Annotated in this window: 18 protein-coding genes; all 18 read left to right on the top strand. The window is 41.3% G+C overall.

Annotated features, from left to right (window positions below):
- Positions 1-30 precede the first annotated feature (30 nt).
- The 18 genes from QM738_RS16350 to QM738_RS16265 all read left to right on the top strand — a co-directional run bounded on the left by QM738_RS16350 (position 31) and on the right by QM738_RS16265 (position 24,230).
- A complete protein-coding gene (locus QM738_RS16350) occupies positions 31-1,521 on the top strand; it encodes an FGGY family carbohydrate kinase (RefSeq protein ID WP_462277802.1) in 1,491 nt (496 codons plus the stop codon).
- Positions 1,518-3,059, top strand: coding sequence for an MGH1-like glycoside hydrolase domain-containing protein (locus QM738_RS16345; RefSeq protein WP_462277801.1), 1,542 nt, complete (start codon positions 1,518-1,520; stop codon positions 3,057-3,059). Before QM738_RS16350 ends, QM738_RS16345 begins: the two co-directional genes overlap by 4 nt.
- Positions 3,060-3,284: a hypothetical protein gene (locus QM738_RS16340; protein ID WP_462277800.1), complete on the top strand. Its 225-nt coding sequence runs from the start codon at positions 3,060-3,062 to the stop codon at positions 3,282-3,284.
- On the top strand, positions 3,284-4,519 hold the full coding sequence (locus QM738_RS16335) for a sialate O-acetylesterase (protein ID WP_462277799.1): 1,236 nt from the start codon (positions 3,284-3,286) through the stop codon (positions 4,517-4,519). The genes QM738_RS16340 and QM738_RS16335 overlap by 1 nt, the downstream gene beginning before the upstream one ends.
- A complete protein-coding gene (locus QM738_RS16330) occupies positions 4,519-7,296 on the top strand; it encodes a glycoside hydrolase family 2 protein (protein ID WP_462277798.1) in 2,778 nt (925 codons plus the stop codon). Before QM738_RS16335 ends, QM738_RS16330 begins: the two co-directional genes overlap by 1 nt.
- 135 nt (positions 7,297-7,431) lie before the next feature.
- Positions 7,432-8,055 carry a DUF1016 N-terminal domain-containing protein gene (locus QM738_RS16325; RefSeq protein WP_462277797.1) on the top strand — a complete coding sequence of 208 codons (624 nt, stop codon included), beginning with the start codon at positions 7,432-7,434 and terminating at the stop codon, positions 8,053-8,055.
- Positions 8,056-8,066: 11 nt separating this feature from the next.
- Positions 8,067-8,456, top strand: coding sequence for a PDDEXK nuclease domain-containing protein (locus tag QM738_RS16320; protein WP_462277796.1), 390 nt, complete (start codon positions 8,067-8,069; stop codon positions 8,454-8,456).
- A gap of 9 nt (positions 8,457-8,465) precedes the next feature.
- Positions 8,466-11,216, top strand: a complete 2,751-nt coding sequence (locus tag QM738_RS16315; protein ID WP_462277795.1) for an alpha-L-rhamnosidase — start codon at positions 8,466-8,468, stop codon at positions 11,214-11,216.
- On the top strand, positions 11,213-11,860 hold the full coding sequence (locus tag QM738_RS16310) for a DUF3826 domain-containing protein (RefSeq protein ID WP_462277794.1): 648 nt from the start codon (positions 11,213-11,215) through the stop codon (positions 11,858-11,860). The genes QM738_RS16315 and QM738_RS16310 overlap by 4 nt, the downstream gene beginning before the upstream one ends.
- Before the next feature lie 10 nt (positions 11,861-11,870).
- A complete protein-coding gene (locus QM738_RS16305) occupies positions 11,871-12,986 on the top strand; it encodes a sialidase family protein (protein WP_462277793.1) in 1,116 nt (371 codons plus the stop codon).
- A gap of 393 nt (positions 12,987-13,379) precedes the next feature.
- Positions 13,380-14,936 (top strand): sodium:solute symporter family protein, encoded by a 1,557-nt coding sequence (locus tag QM738_RS16300; protein ID WP_462277792.1) that lies wholly within the window; start codon positions 13,380-13,382, stop codon positions 14,934-14,936.
- Between the two features lie 162 nt (positions 14,937-15,098).
- Positions 15,099-16,076, top strand: a complete 978-nt coding sequence (locus QM738_RS16295) for a dihydrodipicolinate synthase family protein (protein WP_462277791.1) — start codon at positions 15,099-15,101, stop codon at positions 16,074-16,076.
- A gap of 83 nt (positions 16,077-16,159) precedes the next feature.
- On the top strand, positions 16,160-17,305 hold the full coding sequence (locus QM738_RS16290; RefSeq protein WP_462277790.1) for an iron-containing alcohol dehydrogenase: 1,146 nt from the start codon (positions 16,160-16,162) through the stop codon (positions 17,303-17,305).
- A complete protein-coding gene (locus QM738_RS16285) occupies positions 17,305-18,147 on the top strand; it encodes a dihydrodipicolinate synthase family protein (protein WP_462277789.1) in 843 nt (280 codons plus the stop codon). Before QM738_RS16290 ends, QM738_RS16285 begins: the two co-directional genes overlap by 1 nt.
- Positions 18,148-18,156: 9 nt before the next feature.
- Positions 18,157-19,188, top strand: coding sequence for a 4-hydroxythreonine-4-phosphate dehydrogenase PdxA (gene pdxA / locus QM738_RS16280; RefSeq protein WP_462277788.1), 1,032 nt, complete (start codon positions 18,157-18,159; stop codon positions 19,186-19,188).
- Between the two features lie 77 nt (positions 19,189-19,265).
- Positions 19,266-20,357: a four-carbon acid sugar kinase family protein gene (locus tag QM738_RS16275; RefSeq protein WP_462277787.1), complete on the top strand. Its 1,092-nt coding sequence runs from the start codon at positions 19,266-19,268 to the stop codon at positions 20,355-20,357.
- 59 nt (positions 20,358-20,416) lie between these two features.
- Entirely contained in the window at positions 20,417-21,967 is a 1,551-nt protein-coding gene (locus QM738_RS16270; RefSeq protein WP_462277786.1) for a sodium:solute symporter family protein, read from the top strand.
- A 10-nt stretch (positions 21,968-21,977) separates the two neighbouring features.
- Complete coding sequence (locus QM738_RS16265; RefSeq protein ID WP_462277785.1) at positions 21,978-24,230, top strand: TIM barrel protein; 2,253 nt, start codon at positions 21,978-21,980, stop codon at positions 24,228-24,230.
- The last annotated feature ends 324 nt before the right edge of the window (positions 24,231-24,554 follow it).

Genomic DNA, 24,554 nt, shown 5'->3' with positions numbered 1-24,554 from the left:
ACGCTCCAAGCGGCCTGAACGATAATAAAAATGTCAAACAAAAAATACATATTGGCCATCGACCAGGGCACCAGCTCTACCAAGTCATTGATATTTGATGACCAGGGACAGGCTGTTGCCAAAGGCACTGAAAATTTGCATACACATTACTTCGCAGCAGGATTTGTGGAACAGGAACCTATGGTGATCTTGGAGAATGTAATAGCATCGGTAAAAAAATGCCTGCAGCAGTTTACAGAAAAAGGAATGAACAGGAATGATACTGCTGCCATTGGTATTTCTAACCAACGGGAAACATTTGTGGTATGGGATAAGGATGGTAAGCCTTTGTATAATGCGGTAGTATGGCAATGTAAACGAAGCGTACAGGTATGTGAGGAATTAAAACAACAGGGGCTTTCGCAGATGATCTCACAAAAAACGGGATTGGTCATCGATCCTTATTTTTCTGCCACCAAACTGATCTGGCTTTTCCGCAACAACGAAATGGTAAGATCTGCTATACAAAATGGTGAAGCATATTTCGGTACCATCGATACCTGGTTGCTGTATCAATTTACCAATGGAAAAGTATATGCAACGGATTATACCAATGCTTCCCGCACTTTATTATTTAACCTGCATACGCTACAATGGGATACAGACCTGGTCGACATATTTGGCCTGACAGGTATCAACCTGCCGGAGATCAAATCATCATCGCAAATGTTTGGCACAACAACCCTGGATGGCCTGTTTGATAACGAAGTACCTGTTACCGCATTGATCGGCGATTCGCATGCGGCTGCATTTGGTGAAGGTTGTTTTGAAAAGGGAACCGCCAAAGCTACGATGGGCACAGGGTGCAGTATATTAATGAATATTGGTGATAAACCGGTTGCCTCTACCAATGGAATGGTGACCACTATTTGCTGGAGTATGGATGGCCGCATAGACTATGCACTGGAAGGAGTGATAGTGAGTTGCGGCGCTACCATTGAATGGTTGAAGAATAAACTGGGTCTTTTTAACAATAGTGAACAAACAGAACAAATGGCTAATGCTGTAGCTGATAATGGCGGCGTGTACCTGGTGCCCGCATTCAGCGGCTTAGGATCGCCGCATTGGGATATGGAGCGCAAGGCTTCTTTAACAGGCATCAGCTTTGGCAGCACTAAAGAGCATATAATAAGGGCCGCACTCGAATCGATACCCTACCAGGTAAAAGATGTGATAGTGGCGATGGAGAATGATGCCGCAATATCATTAACAGCATTGAATGCAGATGGAGGCATAACTGCCAATAAATTTGTAATGCAGTTTACAGCAGATGTTTTGGATAAGGAGGTAGCTGCCATTGGTATGCCGGATGTATCTGCATTGGGCGCTGCTTACCTGGCGGGATTGAAAGCGGGAGTATATGACAGCATCAACGCCCTTCGTGATTTAAATACAACAAAAACAAAATACCATCCGGCGGCTGATACTGTAAAAGTAAATACATATTATAACGGCTGGTGTAAAGCAATAAATAAACAATGAATAGATTGACCAGGTATATTTCTTTTTTTGCATGGTGCGTTCTCATGCGGCATTCTATATTAGCACAAGTTAAACCGTTGGTATTAAAGCAGGCTTCTTTTAAACATTATGTTGATCGCTTTAATACAATGGAAGATGAGAACATCAAACAGGCCGTCCCCAATGACAGTGCATGGTCATGGATGCAAAAAAATATTCCGCTGTTTGAATGCCCGCAGAAAAATTTCGAAGAACTTTTTTATTACCGCTGGTGGACGCTGCGCAAGCATATTAAACAAACAGAACAAGGTTTTGCGTTCACTGAATTTTTGGTGCAACGCACATATGCTGATAAATATAATTTGATTTCGAGTGCACTGGGGCATCACATTTATGAGGCAAGATGGCTGCATGATCAAAAATACCTGGATGATAACCTGCACATCTGGTTCCGTGGCAATGAAGGCAAGGCAATGAAAAAACTTCGTGCTTATAGTGGCTGGAATGAGGATGCTGTTTATAACCGCTACCTTGTAAATGCGGATAAAAAATTTATTACTGATCTCATACCCGACCTGGAAGCAGATTATGCTGGTTGGGAACAGGAAAAGAAATCAGCGAATGGTTTATTCTGGCAATATGACGTAAGGGATGCGATGGAAGAAACGATCAGCGGTGGGAGGAAAGAAAAAAATCCCAGGCCCAGTATTAACGGGTATATGTACGGTAATGCAAAGGCAATAGCTACTATAGAAAAACTGGCAGAAAAAAATGATGCAGCAAAATTGTATAATGATAAAGCAGATAGTATAAAACAATTGGTACAGGATAAACTATGGAACAGCGGGCATAATTTTTTTGAAGTAAGAAAAGAGCAGGGCGATACGCTGGCAAATGTAAGAGAGGAGATAGGATTTATACCCTGGTATTTCAATATGCCCGACAGCAGCTTTAATGTGGCCTGGAGAAATCTGACCGATATTAAAACCTTTTGTGCACCTTACGGCATTACCACAGCCGACAGGAGCCATCCATTATTCCGCACACACGGTTGTTGCAAATGCGAATGGGATGGTGCTGTATGGCCATTTGCCACTGCACAGACACTAACGGCAATGGCTAACCTGATAAATAATTCACCGCAAAAATATGTGAGCAGCAAAGATTATTTTGATCAATTGGAGACGTTGGTAAAATCTCAATACGTAAATGGCAAGCCCTACATCGGTGAATACCTGGATGAAAAGACCGGCGTATGGTTAAAAGGAGAAGAACGGAGCCGCTATTACAATCACTCTACATTTAATGATCTCATTATTACAGGATTGGTTGGATTACGTCCAAGGGCAGATGATGTTATCGAAGTAAATCCTTTGTTGCCAGCAAACAAATGGGATTGGTTCTGTCTTGATAATGTTCTGTATCACGGAAAACTCATTACGATTATATGGGACAAGAACGGGACAAAATATAAAAAAGGGAAAGGTTTAAGCGTATGGGCAAATGGGAAGAAAGTTGCTTCCGATGCTAAACTGAAAAAAATAACCGGCAAATTGTAAATGAACGGCAATAAGAAAATATGGTTACTGCAATGTATACTGCTCATTAGTATGAGTGGGGTTGCACAATTATCATTACCTAAAGTGATCGGCAATGATATGGTGCTGCAACGTAACCAGCAGGTACCCATATGGGGCTATGCAAATGCAGGCGATGGGGTTACTGTAATGTTTAACGGGCAGGAGAAAAAACAACTACTGACGCAGCAGGCAATTGGAAAGTGATGCTGGATGCAATGCCTGCTTCTGCCACACCACAAAAATTGGTCATTAAAACACTCAATAATTCCATTACTCTGGAGAATATCCTGGTAGGTGAAGTGTGGTTATGTTCCGGTCAATCGAACATGGAATATACCATGCGAAAAAACAGTAAGGTGGAAATGCCGGACAGTGTAAAGGACTGGCCAGTGAATGAATTACAAACTGCTCACAATAAGAATATCCGTATTTTTTTAGTGGACAGAAAAAAAATGAAACCCAATCCCACGCATTCCGGATGGGATATTGCAGAAGATTCTGCGTTGCGCTCATTTTCTGCCGTGGGATATTTTTTTGCAAAGAAAATTTATGAAGAGTTACAGGTGCCGGTTGGTGTCATCGCCTCCTCTATTCCCGGCAGCAGGATAGAGCCCTGGATGCCAAGAGAAGCATTTACTGCATTGCCTTTTTTTCGTGATCAAACCGATACTACTCATAAGATCGATGGTGAGCCCGGCAAGTTTTATGAAACAATGATCGCTCCGTTGGCGCCATTTGCACTCAAAGGTTTTTTATGGTACCAGGGAGAGTCGAATTGTTTTTTAGGCGAACGTTTGCAATACAGCTATAAGATGAAAGCATTGATGGATCAGTGGAGAAAAATATGGAACAATACAACTATGCCTTTTTATTATGTGCAGATCGCACCTTTTGCGTATTCCAAGCAAAAAGGACAGGTGCCTTATACAGAAGAAAGTGAGCCGGAATTCTGGGAGGCGCAGGCATTGGCTTTAAAAATACCGCATACAGCAATGATCACAACCACTGATCTGAACTTTAAAATTGATGACCTGCATCCGCATTTTAAATGGGAAATAGGAAAACGTTTAGCAATTGCAGCTTTATCAAATGTGTATGGTAAAAAAGAATTGGTACCGATGGGGCCAGTGTATGATAAAATGAAACTGCAGCAGAATAAAATAGTGCTTAGTTTTAAATACACTGGCAATGGCTTGATAAGCAATGACAATAAACCTTTGAGTAATTTTGAAATTGCTGCTGCAGATGGAAAATTTGTTCCTGCCACAGCGGCAATAAAAAATAATACAGTAGAAGTATTTGCTGCAGGTGTAGATCATCCTGTTGCAGCACGTTTTGGATGGAACGAAGCGGATCACTCCAACCTGTATAATAAGAATGGATTACCTGCATTGCCTTTCAGAACCAATAACCCGCTTGCAGAAAAGTTTAAACAGTAATGAACCACCAGTTGCAAAAAATATTATTGGCTTTCTTTTTATCGTTACCATTTGCAGTGTACAGCCAGCAAACGGAGATAAAATATTTGTCCGGCACCGGAAGTGATCATACTGTAGACTGGCAGTTCTTTTGTACCGGTGGAATGAATGCCAATAAATGGACCAGCATCCCAGTTCCTTCCTGCTGGGAATTGCAGGGCTTTGGAAAATATGATTACGGCTTTGCTAAAGACAGCATAAGAGGAAAAGAAAAGGGGTTGTATAAATATGAATTTTCGGTTGATCCTTCATGGAAAAATAAAAACGTGAATCTTGTATTTGAAGGGGTGATGACAGATGCAGCAGTAAAAGTGAATGGTATTTCCGCTGGTGAAATCCACCAGGGAGCATTCTATGCTTTTAAATACGATGTGAGTAAGTTATTGAAATATGATGCAAAGAATTTACTCGAAGTCACTGTTGCAAAGCATTCAGCCAATCAATCAGTGAATGAAGCAGAACGCAAAGCTGATTTTTGGTTGTTTGGCGGAATCTTCAGGCCGGTGTACCTGGAAGCCTTGCCCGGAACTCATTTTACCGATATCAGCATTGATGCGGATGCAAAAGGAGGTTTTGCGGCATGGATAAATACCACTGATGCTAATGTAAAGTTTGATGTAAACGCAAACATCTATGATGATAAAGGAAAAATATATGGAAGTATAAAGGCAAAAAATCTCAATGATAATGCATGGAATAGTTTTTTAGCGCAGCAAAAATTTCCCAAGGCAAAATTATGGACTCCTGAATCTCCCGCTTTATACAAAGCTGTGTTCACGATTTCGTATAAAGGAAAAATATTGCATACGGTCACAAAAAAGTTCGGCTTTCGTACCGTTGAAGTGAAACAACGCGACGGTATTTATGTGAATGGCATAAAAGTAAAAATGAAAGGAGTGAACCGCAGCCCTTTTAGACCAGAAACGGGGAGAGCTTTAAGTAAACAGAACAGCATTGAAGATGTGGCGCTGATAAAGGAAATGAATATGAATGCTGTACGTTGCAGTCATTATCCTCCTGACGATCATTTTTTAGATGCCTGCGATTCTTTGGGTTTATTTGTGATAGATGAACTGGCGGGTTGGCATGGACATTACGATACACCCACCGGAATAAAATTGGTGAAAGAAATGATCGATCATGACCGGTTGCATCCTTCTATCATTATGTGGGCTAATGGCAATGAAGGTGGCCATAATCTTGACCTGGATAAATATTTTACAGAATTTGATATACAAAAAAGACCCGTAATACATCCCTGGCAATTATTTAACGGCATTGAAACACAACATTACCGTGAATACAATTATGGTATTGGTAATTATGAAAATGGAAATGAGATCGTAATGCCAACAGAATTTTTACACGGACAATTTGATGGCGGGCATGGTGCAGGGCTGGAAGATTATTGGGAAAAGATGTGGCATGATCCTTTAAGTGCAGGTGGATTTTTATGGGATTTTACTGACCAGGGTATAATGCGGAAAGATAAAAATGATTCACTGGACACTGATAAGTTTCGTGCAGCTGATGGCATATTGGGGCCTCATCATGAAAAGGAGGGTAGCTTTTATGCCATTAAAGAAATATGGAGCCCGGTGTATTTTGAAAAAAGAAAGTTGACCAGTGCCTTCGATGGAAAACTACATATTGAGAATCGCTATCATTTTACTAATATAAATACTTGCTCGTTTGCCTGGAAACTGAAACGCTTTGATGCTACAAATGAAATAAATGGAACTGCTGCGGCCCCTGATATTTTACCGGGAGCAAAAGGCGTACTGCAACTGAATTTACCCAGCAACTGGATGGATTTTGATGTATTGTATATAACAGTAAAAGATAAAGTTGGGAAAGAAATATTTACATGGAGTTTTCCTGTAACCAGTCCTGACAAAATGAGTGAAAGGATCATTGTACGCGAAGGAAAAGATGCGATACAGGTGCCCATTGCAGATACGACAGCTATCCTGGTAAATGTAAAAGATCTGCAACTTGTCTTTAATGAAGTTAACGGAATGCTTACCAGTGTACGTAACAAGAATGGAGCCCTACCTTTTAGCAATGGCCCTGTAGTACAGGAAGGAGAAAATAATTTCAAGCGCATCAAAAGGTATAATGATGGAGCTAATTTTATAATTGAATCCACTTTTGATAAAAAAGAAAGCTGCAATACACTTAAATGGACGATCTATCCTTCCGGTTGGATCAAACTGGAAATACAATATTTTCCAGGAGCCTATTTTACGAGCTTTGACGGTATTAATTTTTCTTTTCCTGAAAAAGAAATACGATCCGTCAACTACATGGGTAATGGCCCTTACCGTGTTTGGAAAAATCGCATGAAGGGAGGACAATTCGGTATATGGAATAAAACATACAACAATACAGAAACAGGCGAAGCTCCATGGGTATATCCCGAATTTAAAGGGTATTACAGCAATTTTTACAAGGCCCAGTTCATTACGACAAATAATAGTTTTACGGTAATTACAGCAACAGAAGATATGTTTTTACGCCTGTTTACTCCAGCCTGGAAAACAGATCAATGGCATAATTATGAGCCCATCTTCCCATCGGGAGATATCTCTTTTATGCAGGGCATCAGCAGTATTGGAACCAAGACACAGCGTAATGAAACTACTGGTCCCATGGGAATGAAAAATATATTTTACGATTATGAAAAAGACCCGGCAAGGGCCTTGAAAATGGTCTTGTATTTTGATTTTAGTAAATGATAGCGATAAAAGCGCAACCGTTTCAGTCCCCGGCCAGTCTTGATAGTAAACGCTTTTATGATCTTAAAGTATTACAAGGGTGCTATCAAAGAGTTGAAGTCGATGATCCTGGCAAGCCGCTACAAGGCAGCTGCATTGGCCAATAAGGAACTTTTGACGCTTTATTTTTCGGTCGGAAAACTGATCAGCGATAAAACAAGAAAGGGAGAATGGGGAGCAGGTGTATTGACAAAACTATCAGATGATCTGCAAAAAGAATTGCCCGGCTTACGCGGATTTGGTTCAACAAATTTAAAGCGGATGCGCATTTTTTATGAGGCCTGGGAAGCCGATTTTGAATTTCGTCCGACACTGTCGGACGATTTGAAAAAAGCTTCTAAAAAGGTAAAAAGAAAGGCCAATTCCCTAATTCGTCCGACACTGTCGGACGAATTAAAGAAAGCATTTTTATCCTTATCTTTTTCGCATCATTCCGAGATACTTGCAAAGGCAAAAAGTATAGAAGAAAGATGTTTTTATATTGTAAGATCTGCGGAAGAAATCTGGAGTTTGGCAACTCTGGAGCATAAGATAAAAAGCCGTTTATTTCGCAGGCAGGGAAAATTGCCGAATAATTTTTCAAAAGCAATTACTGATGAAAAATTAAGAGAGAAAGCGTTACAATCTTTTAAAGATGAATACCTGTTGGATTTTATAAATATCAAAGATGAAGATAACGCAGACGAAAAGGAATTTGAGCAGGAATCATCCGGAACATAAGAAAATTTATTTTGTCTATCGGTACTGATTTTGCATTTATAGGAAATCAATACCGGCTGGTTGTGGAAGACGAAGAGTATTTTATTGACCTGCTATTCTATAATCGGAGGCTGCAATGCCTGGTGGTTTTTGAATTAAAGAGAGGTAAATTTAAACCGGAATACCTGGGTAAGATGAATTTCTATTTATCGGCACTGGATGAAATGGTGAAACAACCACATGAAAATCCATCGATCGGTATTATACTTTGCAGCAATAAAACTGATAAAGTGGTTGAATACTCTTTCAGGGATTTTAATAAAGCAATGGGTGTTGCTACATATAAAACGAGTAAGGCATTACCCAGGAAATATAAAGGCATATTACCGGATGAAATAGCCTTGAAAAAACTATTGAAATAGGATTTAAGAATGAAAAAAACAATATTACATATCCTTTGCCTGCTACTTATCATAAGTACGCAAGCCCAGGTAAATATAAAAAACCTGCGTTGCGAAATGCTGGATAATCCTTTGGGCATTGATGTGCCGCAACCAAGATTCAGCTGGCAACTGGAAAGCAACCAGCGCAATGTAATACAGCAATCTTACCAGCTTATAGTAAGCAGCAGCGAAGACAAGCTAAAGGCTGGTGAAGGGGATATATGGAGTTCAGGTGTTGTTAATGATAGCCGCTCACTCCTGGTTAGTTATTCCGGTAAACCATTGCGATCAGCTACAAAATACTTCTGGAAAGTAAAGGTAATTACCAATAAAGGAGAGGCGACCCCGACTGCAACAGCCTTTTTTTCTACGGGATTGTTACAGGCAACTGATTGGAAAGGAAAATGGATCGGCTATGATAAAGCTTCTCCATGGGACAGTATCACTACATGGTCGAGATTATCTGCGAGGTATTTGAGAAAAGAATTTCAAAGTGTTACCGTCGTAAAAAGAGCAACGGTTTATCTTGCCGGGCTGGGTATGTATGAGCTGTATGTAAATGGGAAAAGGGTCGGCGACCAGGTACTGGCGCCCAATCCAACTGATTACAGGAAGTCTTTTTTTTATAATACCTACGATGTAACGGCACAGGTAAAAAATGGTAGCAATGCCATCGCTGCTGTATTGGGTAACGGGCGTTATTTTACTATGCGGCAGAATTATAAAACCTATAAAATAAATAATTTCGGTTATCCTAAACTGTTAGTGCAATTAGAAATTGAATATGCCAACGGTACCAAAAAAATAATAGCGAGTGATGAAAGCTGGAAACTGAATGTAGATGGCCCGATCAGAACCAACAATGAATATGATGGCGAAGAATATGATGCAACAAAAGAATTGGGTAACTGGATCAATGCGGGGTTTTATGATAAAAAATGGATGCAACCTGAAATAGTGCAGGCTCCGGCAGGTAAAATGATAGCGCAATTTTCTGAACCGATGAAGGTGAAGCAGCTGATAAAACCATTGTCAATAAAAAATATGGGTGATGGAAAATATATCCTGGACATGGGACAGAATTTTGCAGGATGGTTGAAGTTGCAGGACTTGAGAGGGAAAAAAGGCGCAAAGATCACATTGAGATTTGCTGAAAGCCTGAAGACAAACGGGGAATTATTTACAGCTAATCTACGGGATGCAAGAGTTACTGATTGTTACACACTAAAGGGTACCGGAACGGAATCGTGGCATCCATCTTTTGTATACCATGGATTTCGGTATGTTGAAGTAAGTGGCTTTCCCGGCACACCCACACTGAATAATTTTGAGGGACAGTTGATCTATGACGATCTGCAGACAACGGGTGTATTTGAAACATCCGACAAAACCATCAATGCAATCTATAAAAATGCCTGGTGGGGCATTGCATCCAATTATAAAGGTATGCCGATAGATTGCCCACAACGTAACGAACGTCAACCCTGGCTGGGAGACAGGGTGATCGGTGCACAGGGAGAAAGTTTTCTCTTTGACAATGCAACATTGTATGCCAAATGGATGGATGATATAGAACAATCACAAACAGAAAATGGCGCCATCCCGGATGTTGCGCCTGCGTTCTGGAATTATTATTCTGATGATGTAACATGGCCAGCTGCATTTATGACCATCAGTAATCATTTATACAATCAGTACGGAGATATAAAGCCGATACAGAAGAATTATACAGCCATGAAAAAATGGATACTGTATATGAAAGATAAATATTTAGTGGATGGCATCATGACAAAAGATAAGTACGGCGACTGGTGTGTGCCACCCGAAAATTTACAACTCATACATGCAAAGGATTCTTCAAGGTTAACAGATGGCAAACTGATCGCTACGGCATACTATTATAAACTACTCAGCTATATGCAACGCTTTGCAAAGCTGACCGGTAATGAAGCCGATATAAAAGAATACAGCTCATGGGCTGATATGATCAGCAAGGCTTTTCAAAAGAAATTTTATGATCCGCAGGAACATAGTTATTCCAATAATACCATTACTGCAAACCTGTTACCACTGTACTTCGGCATTTGCCCTGATTCTGTAAAAGAAAAAGTATTTGAAAATATTTACCAGAAGATACACGTTGAGAGTAACGATCATATCAGTACTGGGTTGATTGGAACACAATATTTAATGCGGGGCCTGACAGAATACAACAATGCCGATCTCGCTTTTAAACTGGCATCCAATACCACTTATCCCAGCTACGGCTATATGATCGCCAATGGCGCCACTACAATATGGGAACTTTGGAATGGTAATACAGCAGACCCTAATATGAACAGCCAGAACCATGTAATGATGTTGGGCGACCTGTTGATATGGTATTACGAAAATCTTGCCGGTATAAGAACTGATAAAACAGATGTTGGGTTTAAAAAAATAATCATGAAGCCATCATTGCCGGAAGGATTACAGTTTGTAAATGCATCTTATAACAGCTCTTATGGCACCATAAAAAGCAGGTGGAAAAAAAGCGCTTCCACATTTGAATGGGATATAGAAGTGCCTGCGAACAGTTCAGCAAAAATATACATACCCGCTCTTAGTGTTGATGATGTGCAGGAGTCCGCAACGATATTATCCAAAGTAGAAAATATAAAACTGGTACAGTTTAAAGATGGTATTGCCACAATTGAGATACCCAGCGGTGCTTATCATTTCAAATCGAAAATAAAATGAAAAAAAAATTCTTTATAATTACTGCCTTCTTGTTGACGACGATTATGGCATCTGCACAGGTAGATACAGCCTTAGAGAACAAAGCCCGCAGCTGGACGGCGGCATTGCAGTTAAGCGACCCGGCAAAAGCAAAAAAAGTACAGGATGCAATTCTTACACATCTTACCGCAGTAAGGGATTGGCACAATAATAACCCCTTTACAATGGTGCCCGAAGGCATTAACCCTGCCACAGGGAATAAATTATCCGAAATGGACCGGCAGGTGATTATTTGTTCTGCAAAACCAAAGTCTATTCACGAAAACCTGATGACTGTATTGAAAGCAGAACTGGATTCGAACCAGGTGGAAATGATACTGGATAAATATACCATTGGTAAAGTAGCTTTTACTTTGCAGGGATACCGTGCAATAGTGCCTGATCTTACTGCAAAAGAAGAAGCTGAGATACTCAGGAATTTGAAGCAGGCCAGGGAGCAGGCAATTGATTACAAAAGCATCAAAGAGGTATCTGCTATATTTGAAATTTATAAAACCAAATGCGAACAATACCTGAACAACAATGGCCGCAACTGGCGCCAGTTATTTAAAGCTTATGTAGATAAAGTAAAAGCGGAAAAAGAAGCGGCAAAACAACCTCAATAAATCTTATACAATGAAATATAAATTGTTTTTTATTTTTTTACTAACCCTGTGTATCAACCAAGTTACTGGACAAAACAAATGGAAGCAAGGGATACTGGTAGATGAATTTATTTATGATACCGCTCCTTTTCCTCAATGCCATGCCAGTACCATAGCAGAAACACCGGAGGGATTGATCGCAGCCTGGTTCGGCGGTACAAAAGAAGGTAATAAAGATGTTTGTATCTGGACAAGCCGCCTGGTGAAAAATAAATGGACCGCACCAGAAAAAGTTGCAGAAGGAATTATCAATGATACCACGAGGTATGCTTGTTATAATCCTGTGTTATACTATGCTGATAATAAAGAATTGTTGCTGTTTTATAAGATAGGACCAAATGTAGCAGGCTGGACTGGCTGGATGATGCGCAGTAACGATAATGGAAAAACATGGAGTAAACGGGAAGCATTACCTGATGGCATCTTGGGGCCGATTAAAAACAAACCTGTTATGATCAACGGGGTATTGCTTTGCCCTTCCAGTACGGAAAAAACGGGGTGGAAAGCACATATTGAATACACTACAGATTATGGCAGAACATGGACCAAAAGCGCAGACATCAACGACAGCAAAATAATTGAAGCCATACAGCCCAGCATATTAAAGTATAAAGATGGCAGTTTGCAGATACTCTGCCGCAGCCGTAACACCACGCTCAACGAAAGCTGGAGTAATGATGGCGGTAAAACCTGGAGTGAGATGAAAGCCTCGGCATTGCCCAATAATAATTCCGGTACAGATGCAGTAACATTAAAAGATGGCAGGCAGTTACTGGTATATAATCACCTGCTGCCCGATTCCAGCTGGGTGAAAGGCAAGGGGCCACGCACACCATTGAACGTTGCTATTTCAAAAGATGGCAAAAAATGGTATGCTGCATTAATATTGGAAGATTCCCCGATCAGCCAGTATTCATATCCTTCGGTGATACAAAGTAAGGATGGAATGGTACATATCGTGTATACCTGGAGAAGAGAAAAGATAAAATATGTAAAAGTTGATCCTTCAAAATTAAAATTGAAAGAGATCAAGGATAAGCAATGGCCGGGAGCAGTGAAAGTGGCAGCGAAAACGACGGATGATTGACGTGAGACGTGAGACGTGAGACGTGAGACGTGAGACGTGAGACGTGAGACGTGAGACGTGAGACGTGAGACGTGAGACGTGAGACGTGAGACGTGAGACGTGAGACGTGAGACGTGAGACGTGAGACGTGAGACGTGAGAAAATTGGCGGTGCAAGGTATTAATTATTCTGGGCATTCAAATTATTCGGCTGCATTCCGTCCCATAGGGACGACTCATCGGTAGAACGTAGTGATGTGACAGTGTTTCGTTCCGTAGGAACGTTTGGTGTATGTGCAAAACATAATTTAAGCCCAGTAAAGATTTGAAGTTGAACGGAGTCCCGATAAGATCGGGACCAATGAAGTTCAATCAAGGTACAATAGCCGGTAACAAAAAAATACGATTGTAATAAATGAATAATCTTCCCATCACCGATATTATCATCATCGTTATATATCTCCTGTTGATGGTGGGGATCGGTTTTTATTTTTCCAGAAAAAATAAAAATGCCGAGCAATTCACCAAAGCATCCGGCAAAATCCCGGGATGGGCCATTGGATTATCTATTTACGCCACCTTTTTAAGCAGCAATACATTTTTGGGCAATCCAGGTAAAGCGTTCGGCAGCAACTGGAACGTTTTTGTATTCAGCATTTCCATGCCATTGGCCGCCTGGGTGGCCACCAAATATTTTGTGCCCTTTTACAGGAAGACAGGAGAAATATCAGCTTATACGAACCTGGAAAAACGTTTTGGCCCCTGGGCAAGAACTTATGCGGTGGTTTGTTTTTTACTAACACAGTTTGCAAGGATGGGCACCATATTTTTCGGCATGGCATTAAGCCTACAGGCACTCACCGGCTTTTCGATGCAAAGCATCATGATCGTAATGGGGATATGTATCATCATCTATACCGTGTTGGGCGGCATGTCAGCAGTAATATGGACAGAAGTGGCACAAGGTATTATTAAAACATTGGGTGCACTACTGATCCTTTATTTAGTGATCCAACAAATACCCGGCGGATTCAATAAAGTAATAACAATAGCAAAAGCAGATAATAAATTCAGCCTGGGTAGTACGGCGTTTGATTTTACAACGCCAACATTCTGGGTGGTATTGCTGTATGGGTTTTTTATTAACCTGAATAATTTTGGAATGGACCAGAATTATATCCAGCGGTATCATACAGCAGCGTCTGAAAAGCAGGCAGCAAAATCTGTATGGTTATGCGTTTGGATGTATGTGCCCGTATCATTGCTGTTTGTGATCATTGGTACATCATTGTATTCATTTTATCAACTGCAGCCGCAAATGATTGAGCCGGTAAAATTAAAACTGGCTGCAGAAAAATTAGGTGCATTGGCTACACAGGAACAAATACAAAACCTGGCTGCTAATTTTAAACCGGTAGATTATGCCGATAAAGTGCTGCCCTATTTTATGGTAACCAAAGTGCCCACAGGGTTGCTGGGGCTTATTGTGGCAGCCATTCTTTCAGCGGCTATGAGCACCATCAGCAGCAATATGAATGCAAGCGCCACTGTTTTTACAATGGATATTTATAAAAAGTATTTTAAGCCGCGCATCACCGATAAGCAGCAATTATATTCACTGCATTTGGCCACTGTTGTATTTGGATTAATAGGTTTGAGCGCTGGCCTGGCCATGATCGGCGCCAAAAGTTTGCTGGATACCTGGTGGAAGCTTTCCGGTATTTTTGCAGGTGGAATGCTGGGATTGTTCCTGCTGGGATTGATCAGCAGGCAGGCGAAAAATGCGGCGGCGATAACTGCAACAATCATTGGCGTACTGGTAATTTTATGGATGACATTCAGCGAAAATATCAGTGATAAATACAGCGTAGTAAAAAGCAGCCTGCACAGTAATATGATCATCGTGGTGGGTACACTTACCATATTTTTAACAGGTATACTGGTAGCCCGCTTAAGAGGGTCAAAACAGTAAAATTGTACAGGATAATAGTAGTATAATACATTTTTATTTATACCGGAATATTGAATTTTATAGTGCGCCGGAATTGTATTTCGGCCAAATTGCAATACTAAGATCTTAACCTGATTTGATAATGATCGAAATAGCATTTCGATGAACAAATAAGCCCACTATATGAACGATAAAAAATTTGTGCCGGTGATGATCACACCGTTCAATTTAAAAGCAAAAGTTGACCTGGATGTGGTAAGCAACCTGGTTGATTTTTACCTGGCTGCAGGAGTGAAAGGTTTTTTTGCCAATTGCCTCAGCAGCGAAATGTACAGCATTACCGAAGATGAAAGACTGGAATTAACCGAACATATCGTACGGTATGTGAACGGGCGTGTACCGGTGGTTGCCACGGGATCATTTGGTTTAACCATCAACGATAAAGCAGAGTTCACCAAAAAAATATACGATACAGGAATAGATGCAGTAATATTGATCACCGGTCATTATGCCAATATAGAAGACAGTGATGATATACTGCTGAAGAACTTCGACCGCATGTTCAAACTTACCGGCAATATCCCATTGGGTATGTATGAGTGCCCGGCTCCTTATAAAAGAATACTGGGCACAGAAGTTTTCCGTTCATTGTTGTCCTCGAACCGTTTTGTATATCATAAAGACACTTCTATTAGTCTGGAAAGTGTAAAAGCAAAACTGGACGTGGTAAAAACTGCCAACCCTTCATTTGAATTTTATGATGCACATTCTCCCAATGCAATGTACAGCCTGCAGATGGGTGCAAAAGGAATGTCATCCATCAGCGGTAATTTTTACCCCGAGATATTGGTATGGATGGTGAACAATGCCAACAATCCTGCAAAACAGGAAGAAGTAAAATGGTTGCAGGGCGAGATCAGCAGGGTGGACCCGTTGATACATATTGCCTACCCGATGAGCGCAAAATATTTTCTGCGTAAAAGAGGTTTGCCGGTACGCACCATCAGCCGTGCAACAGCGTTGGAACTTACGCCGGAACAAAAAAAAACACTGGATGAGATACATGATAGTTTTAAAATGTGGTGCGAAAAGCTGCAGATAAAACCGGTGGATACAGAAGAGTTAATGCTGCCAAAATATCCATTGGATGCAGCGATATAAGCTTTATGCGTTTGAACCACGAAGGCACAGAGGGCGCAAAGGATCACCAAGAGAAAGATATATTATAAGATAGTAAAAGACTAATGAACCAACGATTGCAAATAATATTCCCCGGCAAATTAATTTTTGGGAACGGAACTTTACATCAACTGGCAGAAGAAGTACTGCAATTTAAGCCATCCCGTGTTTTTATTGCCACTATAACGCCCTTGCAGCAGGCATTGGCAGAGTTGACAACGGCATTAAAAAATAACCGGATAGAAATACTGACCGATACATCCATTGTGAACGAACCTTCCTTTGCCGATTTTGAAGAGCTGATGCAGAAGGTGACACCATTCAATCCTGATATTGTGATTGGAATTGGCGGCGGCAGTGTATTGGATATTGCTAAATTAGTTGCCGCACAATTGGAAAATGAACAGCAGTTAAAAGATTATGTGGGCATCGGCTTATTAAAAGGCAGGAAGAAAAAATTGATCTGTGTGCCTGCAACAAGCGGCACCGGCAGCGAAGTGTCTCCCAATGCCATACTGGTGGATGATGAAAACCAGAAAAAAGGCATCATCAGTCCTTACCTCGTACCTGATATTGTGTATGTAGATCCGCTGTTAACCATAAGTGTTCCACCTGCAATTACAGCTGCAACAGGGCTGGATGCATTGACACATTGCCTGGAAGCTTACACCAATAAATTTGCACAGCCATTTATTGATATGTATGCTTATGAAGGCATGCGCCTGATCGCTGCTTATATTGAAACCGCTGTAAGAGACGGTAACAATATGGAGGCAAGAGAAAAAGTTGCCATGGGCAGTTTGCTGGGTGGTTTTTGTTTAGGGCCTGTAAATACGGCCGGGGTGCATGCGTTAAGCTACCCGTTGGGTAGTATGTTTCACCTGGCACATGGCTTATCCAATGCTTTGTTATTACCTTATGTGATGCAGTTTAATATTCCGTCATCTCCAAGAAAATATGCAGAGGTAGCGATTGCACTGGGTTGCGAAAGACAGGCGAATGATACTGCAACGGCTTATGCAGGCGTGCAAAAAATAAGGCAGTTGATCAGTGCCTGCAATATACCTGCTACCCTGCGTGAAGTAAATGTGCCGGAATCCGCCATACCACAAATGGCAACAGATGCCATGAAGATTCAACGGTTATTAAAAAACAATCCAAGAGAAATTACCGAACAGGATGCGATCGGGATTTATAAAGCAGCGTATTAATGAGTAACAAAAAAAAATATACAGGCGTCATCGTTCCGGCGGTAACTCCATTGACAGAAAAGCTACAACTGGACGAGACGGCAGTACAGAAAATATTTGCTGCTTTCTATCAAAATAATATTGCGCCTTTTATTTTAGGTACAACGGGCGAAGCAGCATCTTTACCCCTGCAGGTAAAAAAAGATTACGTGCAGGCTGCAGAAAAAAATAAAAAGATGGGCTCGTTGTTGTATGCCGGTATCAGTTCGAATGTATTGGCAGAAAGCATTGAGTTTGCTGCATTCTGTTGCCTGCATGCAGTGGATGTGGTGGTGGCAACTTTGCCTTCTTACTATGCACTTACGGAAAAGCAAATGCTGCGATATTTTACAACACTGGCAGATAATATTGCGCTACCCTTATTCATTTATAATATCCCTGCCACCACACACATGAGTATCACATTGCCCGTAATTGATGAATTGAGCAGGCATAAAAATATCGTAGGCATCAAAGACAGCGAGCGTAGCGAAGAACGGATGCAGCGATCATTGCAATTATGGAAAGACAGGGATGATTTTCATTACATATTGGGATGGGCAGCAAAAAGTGCAGATGCTTTACTGCTCGGTGCCGATGGACTGGTGCCCAGTACAGGAAATTTGTATCCGGAAATTTATGCAGATATGATGACTGCATTTAAAAACAGCGATAAAGAAAAATTATACGCCATGCAGAAACTCAGCGATGATTACGGTGCGTTATATCAAAGCAACCGTACATTGGGGGAAAGCCTGCATGAATTAAAAAGATTAATGCATAAAAAAGGACTATGCGAAGCGGTGGTAATGCCACCTTTGTAATAAAAAAATATGAACAACAAACCAACAATTGCAATTACCATGGGTGATCCTGCCAGTATCGGGCCGGAAATTGCCGTGAAAGCATTATTGCAGAAAGAGATACATGAGATATGCCAGCCATTATTGGTAGGGGATGCAGCAGTATTTGAGCAGATCATCACATTGCTGCAATTGCATGCCAAAGTGAATGCAGTTAGCAAAGTAGCCGATGCAAAATTTGAATTAGGGGTGATAGATGTATTTGACTTGAAAATTACAGATATCAGCAAACTGCAGTTTGGAAAAGTTGATGCCATGTGCGGCGAAGCTTCTTTCCAGGCCGTAAAAAAAGCAATTGAACTGGCGCTGGCAAAAGAAGTGGATGCAACTGTAACGGGACCTATCAATAAAAAATCTATCAACGAAGCGGGGCATCATTTTGCAGGGCATACTGAAATATATGCGCATTACACTGGCACAAAAAAATATGCGATGCTTCTGGTGGAGGATAATATCAATGTGATACATGTGAGTACGCATGTATCCCTGCGCCAGGCATGTGATCTTGTAAAGAAAGAACGCATTGTACAGGTGATAGAGCTTATCGTGGATGGTTTAAAAAGATTAAGTAAAACAAATTTAAAAATAGGTGTGGCAGGATTAAATCCGCATGCAGGCGATAGTGGCCTTTTTGGTACAGAAGACGATGAAGAAATATTACCAGCTGTGGAAGAAGCAAAGCGCCTGGGCTATACCGTTGAGGGCCCTGTGCCGCCAGATACCATGTTTGCCAAAGCAGCCATGGGCGCTTACGGCGGCGTGGTGGCCATGTACCACGACCAGGGACATATACCATTTAAGCTGGCTGGGTTTAAGTGGAATGCAGAAAAACAACAGATGGACAGTGTAAAAGGCGTGAACATTACCTTGGGCTTGCCGATCATCCGCACATCAGTAGATCATGGAACTGCATTTGAAATTGCAGGGAAAGGGATTGCCAGTGCCGACGCGATGATATTGGCAATTGAAAGCGCTGTACAATTAAGTAAAAATCAATTATAAGTTATGAATGATGAGTTATAATTTTTTAAACAGGCACAAAACTCATCACTTATAACTCATCACTCATAATTTGCAAGATGATAGCCGTGATCGCAGATGATTTTACAGGTGCCGCCGAACTGGCTGGTATCTGCCTGCGGTATGGATTGACTGTGGAAGTGTGCCTGGAGAATGTAACCGGCACTGAAGCGGAAGTACTGATCATTTCTACCGACAGCCGTTCCATGCAGAAAGCAGCTGCCATTTATTGTACAGCCGATGTGGTGGAAGCGGTACTGAAATATCAACCGGCATTATTGTATAAAAAGATCGATTCGGTATTAAGAGGCTATGTACTGGATGAAGCAAAAGTGCAGATGGAGCTTTGCGAACAAAGCAAAGCATTTATACTGCCTGCCAATCCATCATTACATCGCACGATAAAGGAGGGAGAATATTTTATTGGAAATGAGAAGATCACTGCAACCGGTTTTGTAAATGATCCTGAATTTCCCGTGCAGAGCGCCTCCATAACAGGCATGCTCCACGATGAAACAATAGTGGTATTAAAACACGATGATTGGTTGCCGCTTGAAGGCATTGTAGTGGGAGAGGCGGTTACCAATGAAGATGTAACAGCCTGGGCCAATGCCATCGATACATCATGGATGCTGGCAGGAGCTGGCGATTTTTTTAATGCATTGCTGCAAAAGCAATATGAACCCAAACAGCAACCGGAAGCAACCTTACAATCGCCGCACCTGTATGTATGCGGCACTGCTTACGCAGAACGGAAAGCGTTTGTAAAAGAATTACACGATAAAACCGGTTTAGTAGCATACCTGCCTGAAACAGTAACAGCAGAATGGATAGATGAGGCTGGTAAGCAATTGGGGCAACAAAAAAAACTGCTGCTGGCAATTGACGAACCGAAAGCAGATGCCCTTGCATTAAGAACTGCAATGGCAGCAGCTGTAAAGCAAATAGTGGAAAATGAAAAAGTACAGGAAATATTTATTGAAGGAGGATCTACCGCAGCTGCTATTTTACAGGAGTTGCAAATTACAACATTGATACCGGTGAATGAATTGCAACGCGGCGTAGTGCGTATGAAAGCAGGTGGCCTGTTCATCACTGTAAAACCTGGCAGCTATCCATTATCCAACGAAATAATTCAATTGTATTCATAAGCTTTCGCAGGACTTTTAACGCTTGTGGGAAAAATTATTGCAGAAATTAACGGTTGCACATGAGTCATTTACATTTTGTTGATTACCTTATCATATTGCTGGTATTAGGTGTTACACTATACCTTGGTTTTCGTTTTGCCAATAAACAAACCACTACCGAAAATTATTTTCTATCAAAAGGTAATTTTCCTTCATGGGCATTGGGGCTGTCGTTATTGTCTACATTAATAAGCAGCAATACGTTTTTAGGCTATCCCGAACAGGGCTATCAATCTAACTGGATATACCTGTTACAGGGATACATGGTACCGATCGTATTATTGGGTTCTATATGGTTTATTGTACCGCTCTTCCGCAAAGTGATCGGGCTGAGTACTTATGAATATTTTGAAAAACGTTTCGGAAAATTTGCCCGCTATTATTCCTCCTCCTCATTCATCATCCGGCAGTTTGCAGGTATGGGCTCGGTATTAACCTTAGTGGCACTGGCAATTTATAAACTCACCAATATCGATCCCGTTTATATTTTATTATGTGTAGGGTTAGTGCTCATCATCCTCAACTTAAAAGGTGGCATGCAGGCAGTAATATGGCTGGATGTTTTCCAGGGCTTTATGTTATTCGCAAGCGGCTTTATCTGTTTAGGAATATTATTGTTCTCTATAAAAGGTGGTATACCCGAAGCATTAAAAGTTGCGGGAGAAAATAACCGTACCGGTTTTGGCCCTTACGATTTTAAACTGGACAGGCTTACATTTTGGGTGCTCGTTATCAATGGCGCATTTTATGCCATTCAAAAATATGCTACTGATCAAACAGTGGTGCAACGCTATCTTACTGCTAAATCCGATAAATCAGCGATCAAAGCATCTTTAATGGGTATTTTTTTAACGGTACCGATATGGACGATCTTTATGTTCATTGGCACTGCATTGTTTGTATTCTATAAACAGAATCCATTACCACCCGATGTTAGCGCCAAAACAGTTTTTCCCTATTTCATGATGACCAATCTGCCCACCGGCGTAATTGGTTTTATTGTTGCAGCATTGATAAGCGCTGCTATCTGCAGTTTGAGCGCCGATATCAATTCCAATGCAGCAGTAGGCATGGAAGATTATTATAAAAAGATACGCCCCGGCAGATCGGATAAAGAAAATTTATTTGCAAGTAAGATCATGGTGCTGTTGTCTTGCTTTTTCGCCATCGGCATGGGGTATTTTTATTTAAAGTTCAGCAATGGTGGCATCATCGACCTGATCTTTACCGTATACGCCATTTTTTCCGGAGGCATTGTAGGTATATTTTTATTGGGTGTGTTTAGCGCAAGGGCCAACAGGCAGGGTATCAATATCGGTATCATCGCCTGCATTTTATTTACCTCCTGGGCTTTTTTAACGAGCACGCCCATTGGTATAAAAAATCCTAAACTACTATTGGACCTGGGTAATTTTAATTTCACACATCATAAATTGATGCTGGGCGTATATAGTCATTTAGTAGTGATAATTGTGGGATATATAGCCAGCTTATTCTTTCCCAAACCAGTGCTGGAAAAAAACTTATTGTACAGCAGTTGGAAAATGAATCGTAAAACAGAAAATGTTTAATAAAAATATTATGACACAGCCAGCTTATTTTAGAACCACTAAGGCGCTAAGGCACAAAGCGACACTAAGAAAATCCTTCGTGCTCCTTTGCGCCTTCCTGTCTTTGTGGTTTACAGCCGCTTCACAAGTGAACAGCGACAACCAATACACCAAACCTCTCAAAGAAGTACTCAACGATATACAAAAAAAATACGGGGTAGTAATAAAATTTGCCGATACCATGGTAGCCAACAAAAAAGTTACCTATGCCGAATGGAAATACCGTCCCGATGTGGAAGTAACATTGGACAATGTATTGAAGCCGCTGGAACTAAAAGTAAAAAAAGAAAAAGATAAGCAATATAAACTCAGCACATTTGAATACTACCGCTGGCCAGTAGACGAAGGATGGGCTGAACTGGACCGTATCGCAGCGCAATATAAAACAGTGGAAGAATGGGAAAAACGCAAAGCCGCCCTCGTGCCCTGCCTGCGGGAAGCATTGCAACTAACCACATTACCGGCCTCGCCGGGAACAGCGCCTATCAAAACCAATCTCCGCAAAATGAATGGCTATACCATCGAGAATATGGCCATCGAAATATTGCCGGGTGTATGGGTAAACGGATCTTTATACAAACCTGCAGTATTTAAAGGAAAGATACCCGTAGTGTTGCATCCGCAGGGCCATTGGGATAAACACCGCTACCGTGCGGACTGCCAGTACACCTCAGCTGCTATCGCTAAAATGGGCGCCATGCTCTTTAACTATGATATGTTTGCCTGGGGCGAATCGCTGCTGCAGTTCAAAGGAGAAGATCATCGCCGCAGCCTGTCTATGACATTGCAAACACTGGCAAGCATACGCATACTGGATTACCTGCTGGCACAAAAAGATGCCGATACCAGCCGCGTAGCAATAGTAGGGGGCAGTGGCGGCGGTACACATACCATATTTGTAACGGCACTGGATAAACGCATTAAAGTATCGGCGCCGGTGGTAAGCCTTTCCTCTTATTTTTATGGTGGCTGCCCCTGCGAAAGCGGTGAGGATGTGCATGCCTGCGGTGGCCGCACCGATAATGTGGAAATTGCTGCACTGGCTGCGCCACAACCACAGCTGGTGGTAAGTGATGGCGGCGACTGGACCGATCACATGCCCGAACACGACCTGTTATACCTGCAAAAAATGTATAGCTGGTACAATAAAAGCGATAATCTCGCCAATGTACATTTACCCAATGATAAGCATGATTTTGGCTTTAATAAACGCAAGGCAGTGTACGAGTTCTTTGCAAAACACCTGAATCTTAATTTAAAAGCAATACAGGCTTCAGACGGCAGTATTGTAGATACCACTATCACCGTGGAACCTGAAAAAGCTTTTTATGTATTTGGCGATAATGGCGAAAACCTGCCTGCAAGAGCGGTAAAAGGATTCGAGAATGTAGAAAAATTATTTGCAGATGAAGTAAAAAAAGCAAAAGAAAATCAGCGTTATAAAATAGGATTGATAGACCTGATGTTGCTGAAGCGCCAAAAACTGGGCGCCATAACATTGACCGCTCAATTAAAAGCCGATGGTGTGGAAGTGGATATGGGCGGCCTGGGCACCCGGCCAACATTCGATAACCAGTTGCTTACTGATTCGGTGCGAGAACAATTTTTAAAAACTGCTAAGGAAAATAATGTAGAGATATTCTTGCTGGCCATGACGGGTTATTATGCACAATCTTTCTGTGGCCGGGAAGAGTATAAAAGATCCATTGAAGATTGCATTACCACTATGAAACTGATGCATGTAAAAACAGCTTTTCTTCCATTGGGTGTACAATGCGATCTGAAGAAGAACCCCGCTGTACGGGATTCTGTAATAGCAAGATTAAAAGTAGCCGGTAAAATGGCGCAGGATGCAGGTGTGGTGATCGGGATAGAAACGGCGTTGTCTGCAAAAGAAGAAGTGCAGCTGCTGAAACAGATCAATTCTCCTGCAATAAAAATTTACTTCAACTTCTCCAACCCGTTAAAAGAAGGCCGCGATCTTATCAGTGAATTAAAGACATTGGGTAAAGACCGTATCTGCATGATACATGCCACCAATAAAGACAGCGTGTGGCTGGAGAACGATCCGCAGATAGATATGTACAAAGTAAAAAAATGCCTGGATGAAATGGGGTACACGGGCTGGCTGGTAATAGAACGCAGCCGTGACGCAAAGAAGCCATCGGATACCAAATATAATTACGGGGCTAATACGGCCTACCTTAAAAAAGTATTTCAGTAAATAATCACAAACGGCGCTATACGCCTGTAAAGAACTATACCCATATAGCAATACTAAATGAATAGGGAGTGCCGCAAGGCGCTCTCTTGTTCTTTTGAGGATTCCAGTTTAGTAAAACTGTTTAAAAAGGTGAAAACACCCCGCAAATTGCGGGAAATACGTATTTTTTTATTTCGGGCAAATGTTTACTTTAGATAACCTTTATAAGCCCGCCCCCTTCCAAACTGACTTCAGGCATATTCATTTTCTTATTGCACAACACTTAGCCGCTTTAAAAAGTATTGCTGTATCTGTTTTAGTTTATTCATTGCCGTTAGTATAGCT

Source organism: Ferruginibacter sp., assembly GCF_049840995.1.
Classification (GTDB): Bacteria; Bacteroidota; Bacteroidia; order Chitinophagales; family Chitinophagaceae; genus Ferruginibacter.
The sequence above is the reverse complement of the archived record's forward strand: the minus strand, read 5'-3'. Positions and strand labels throughout refer to the sequence as shown.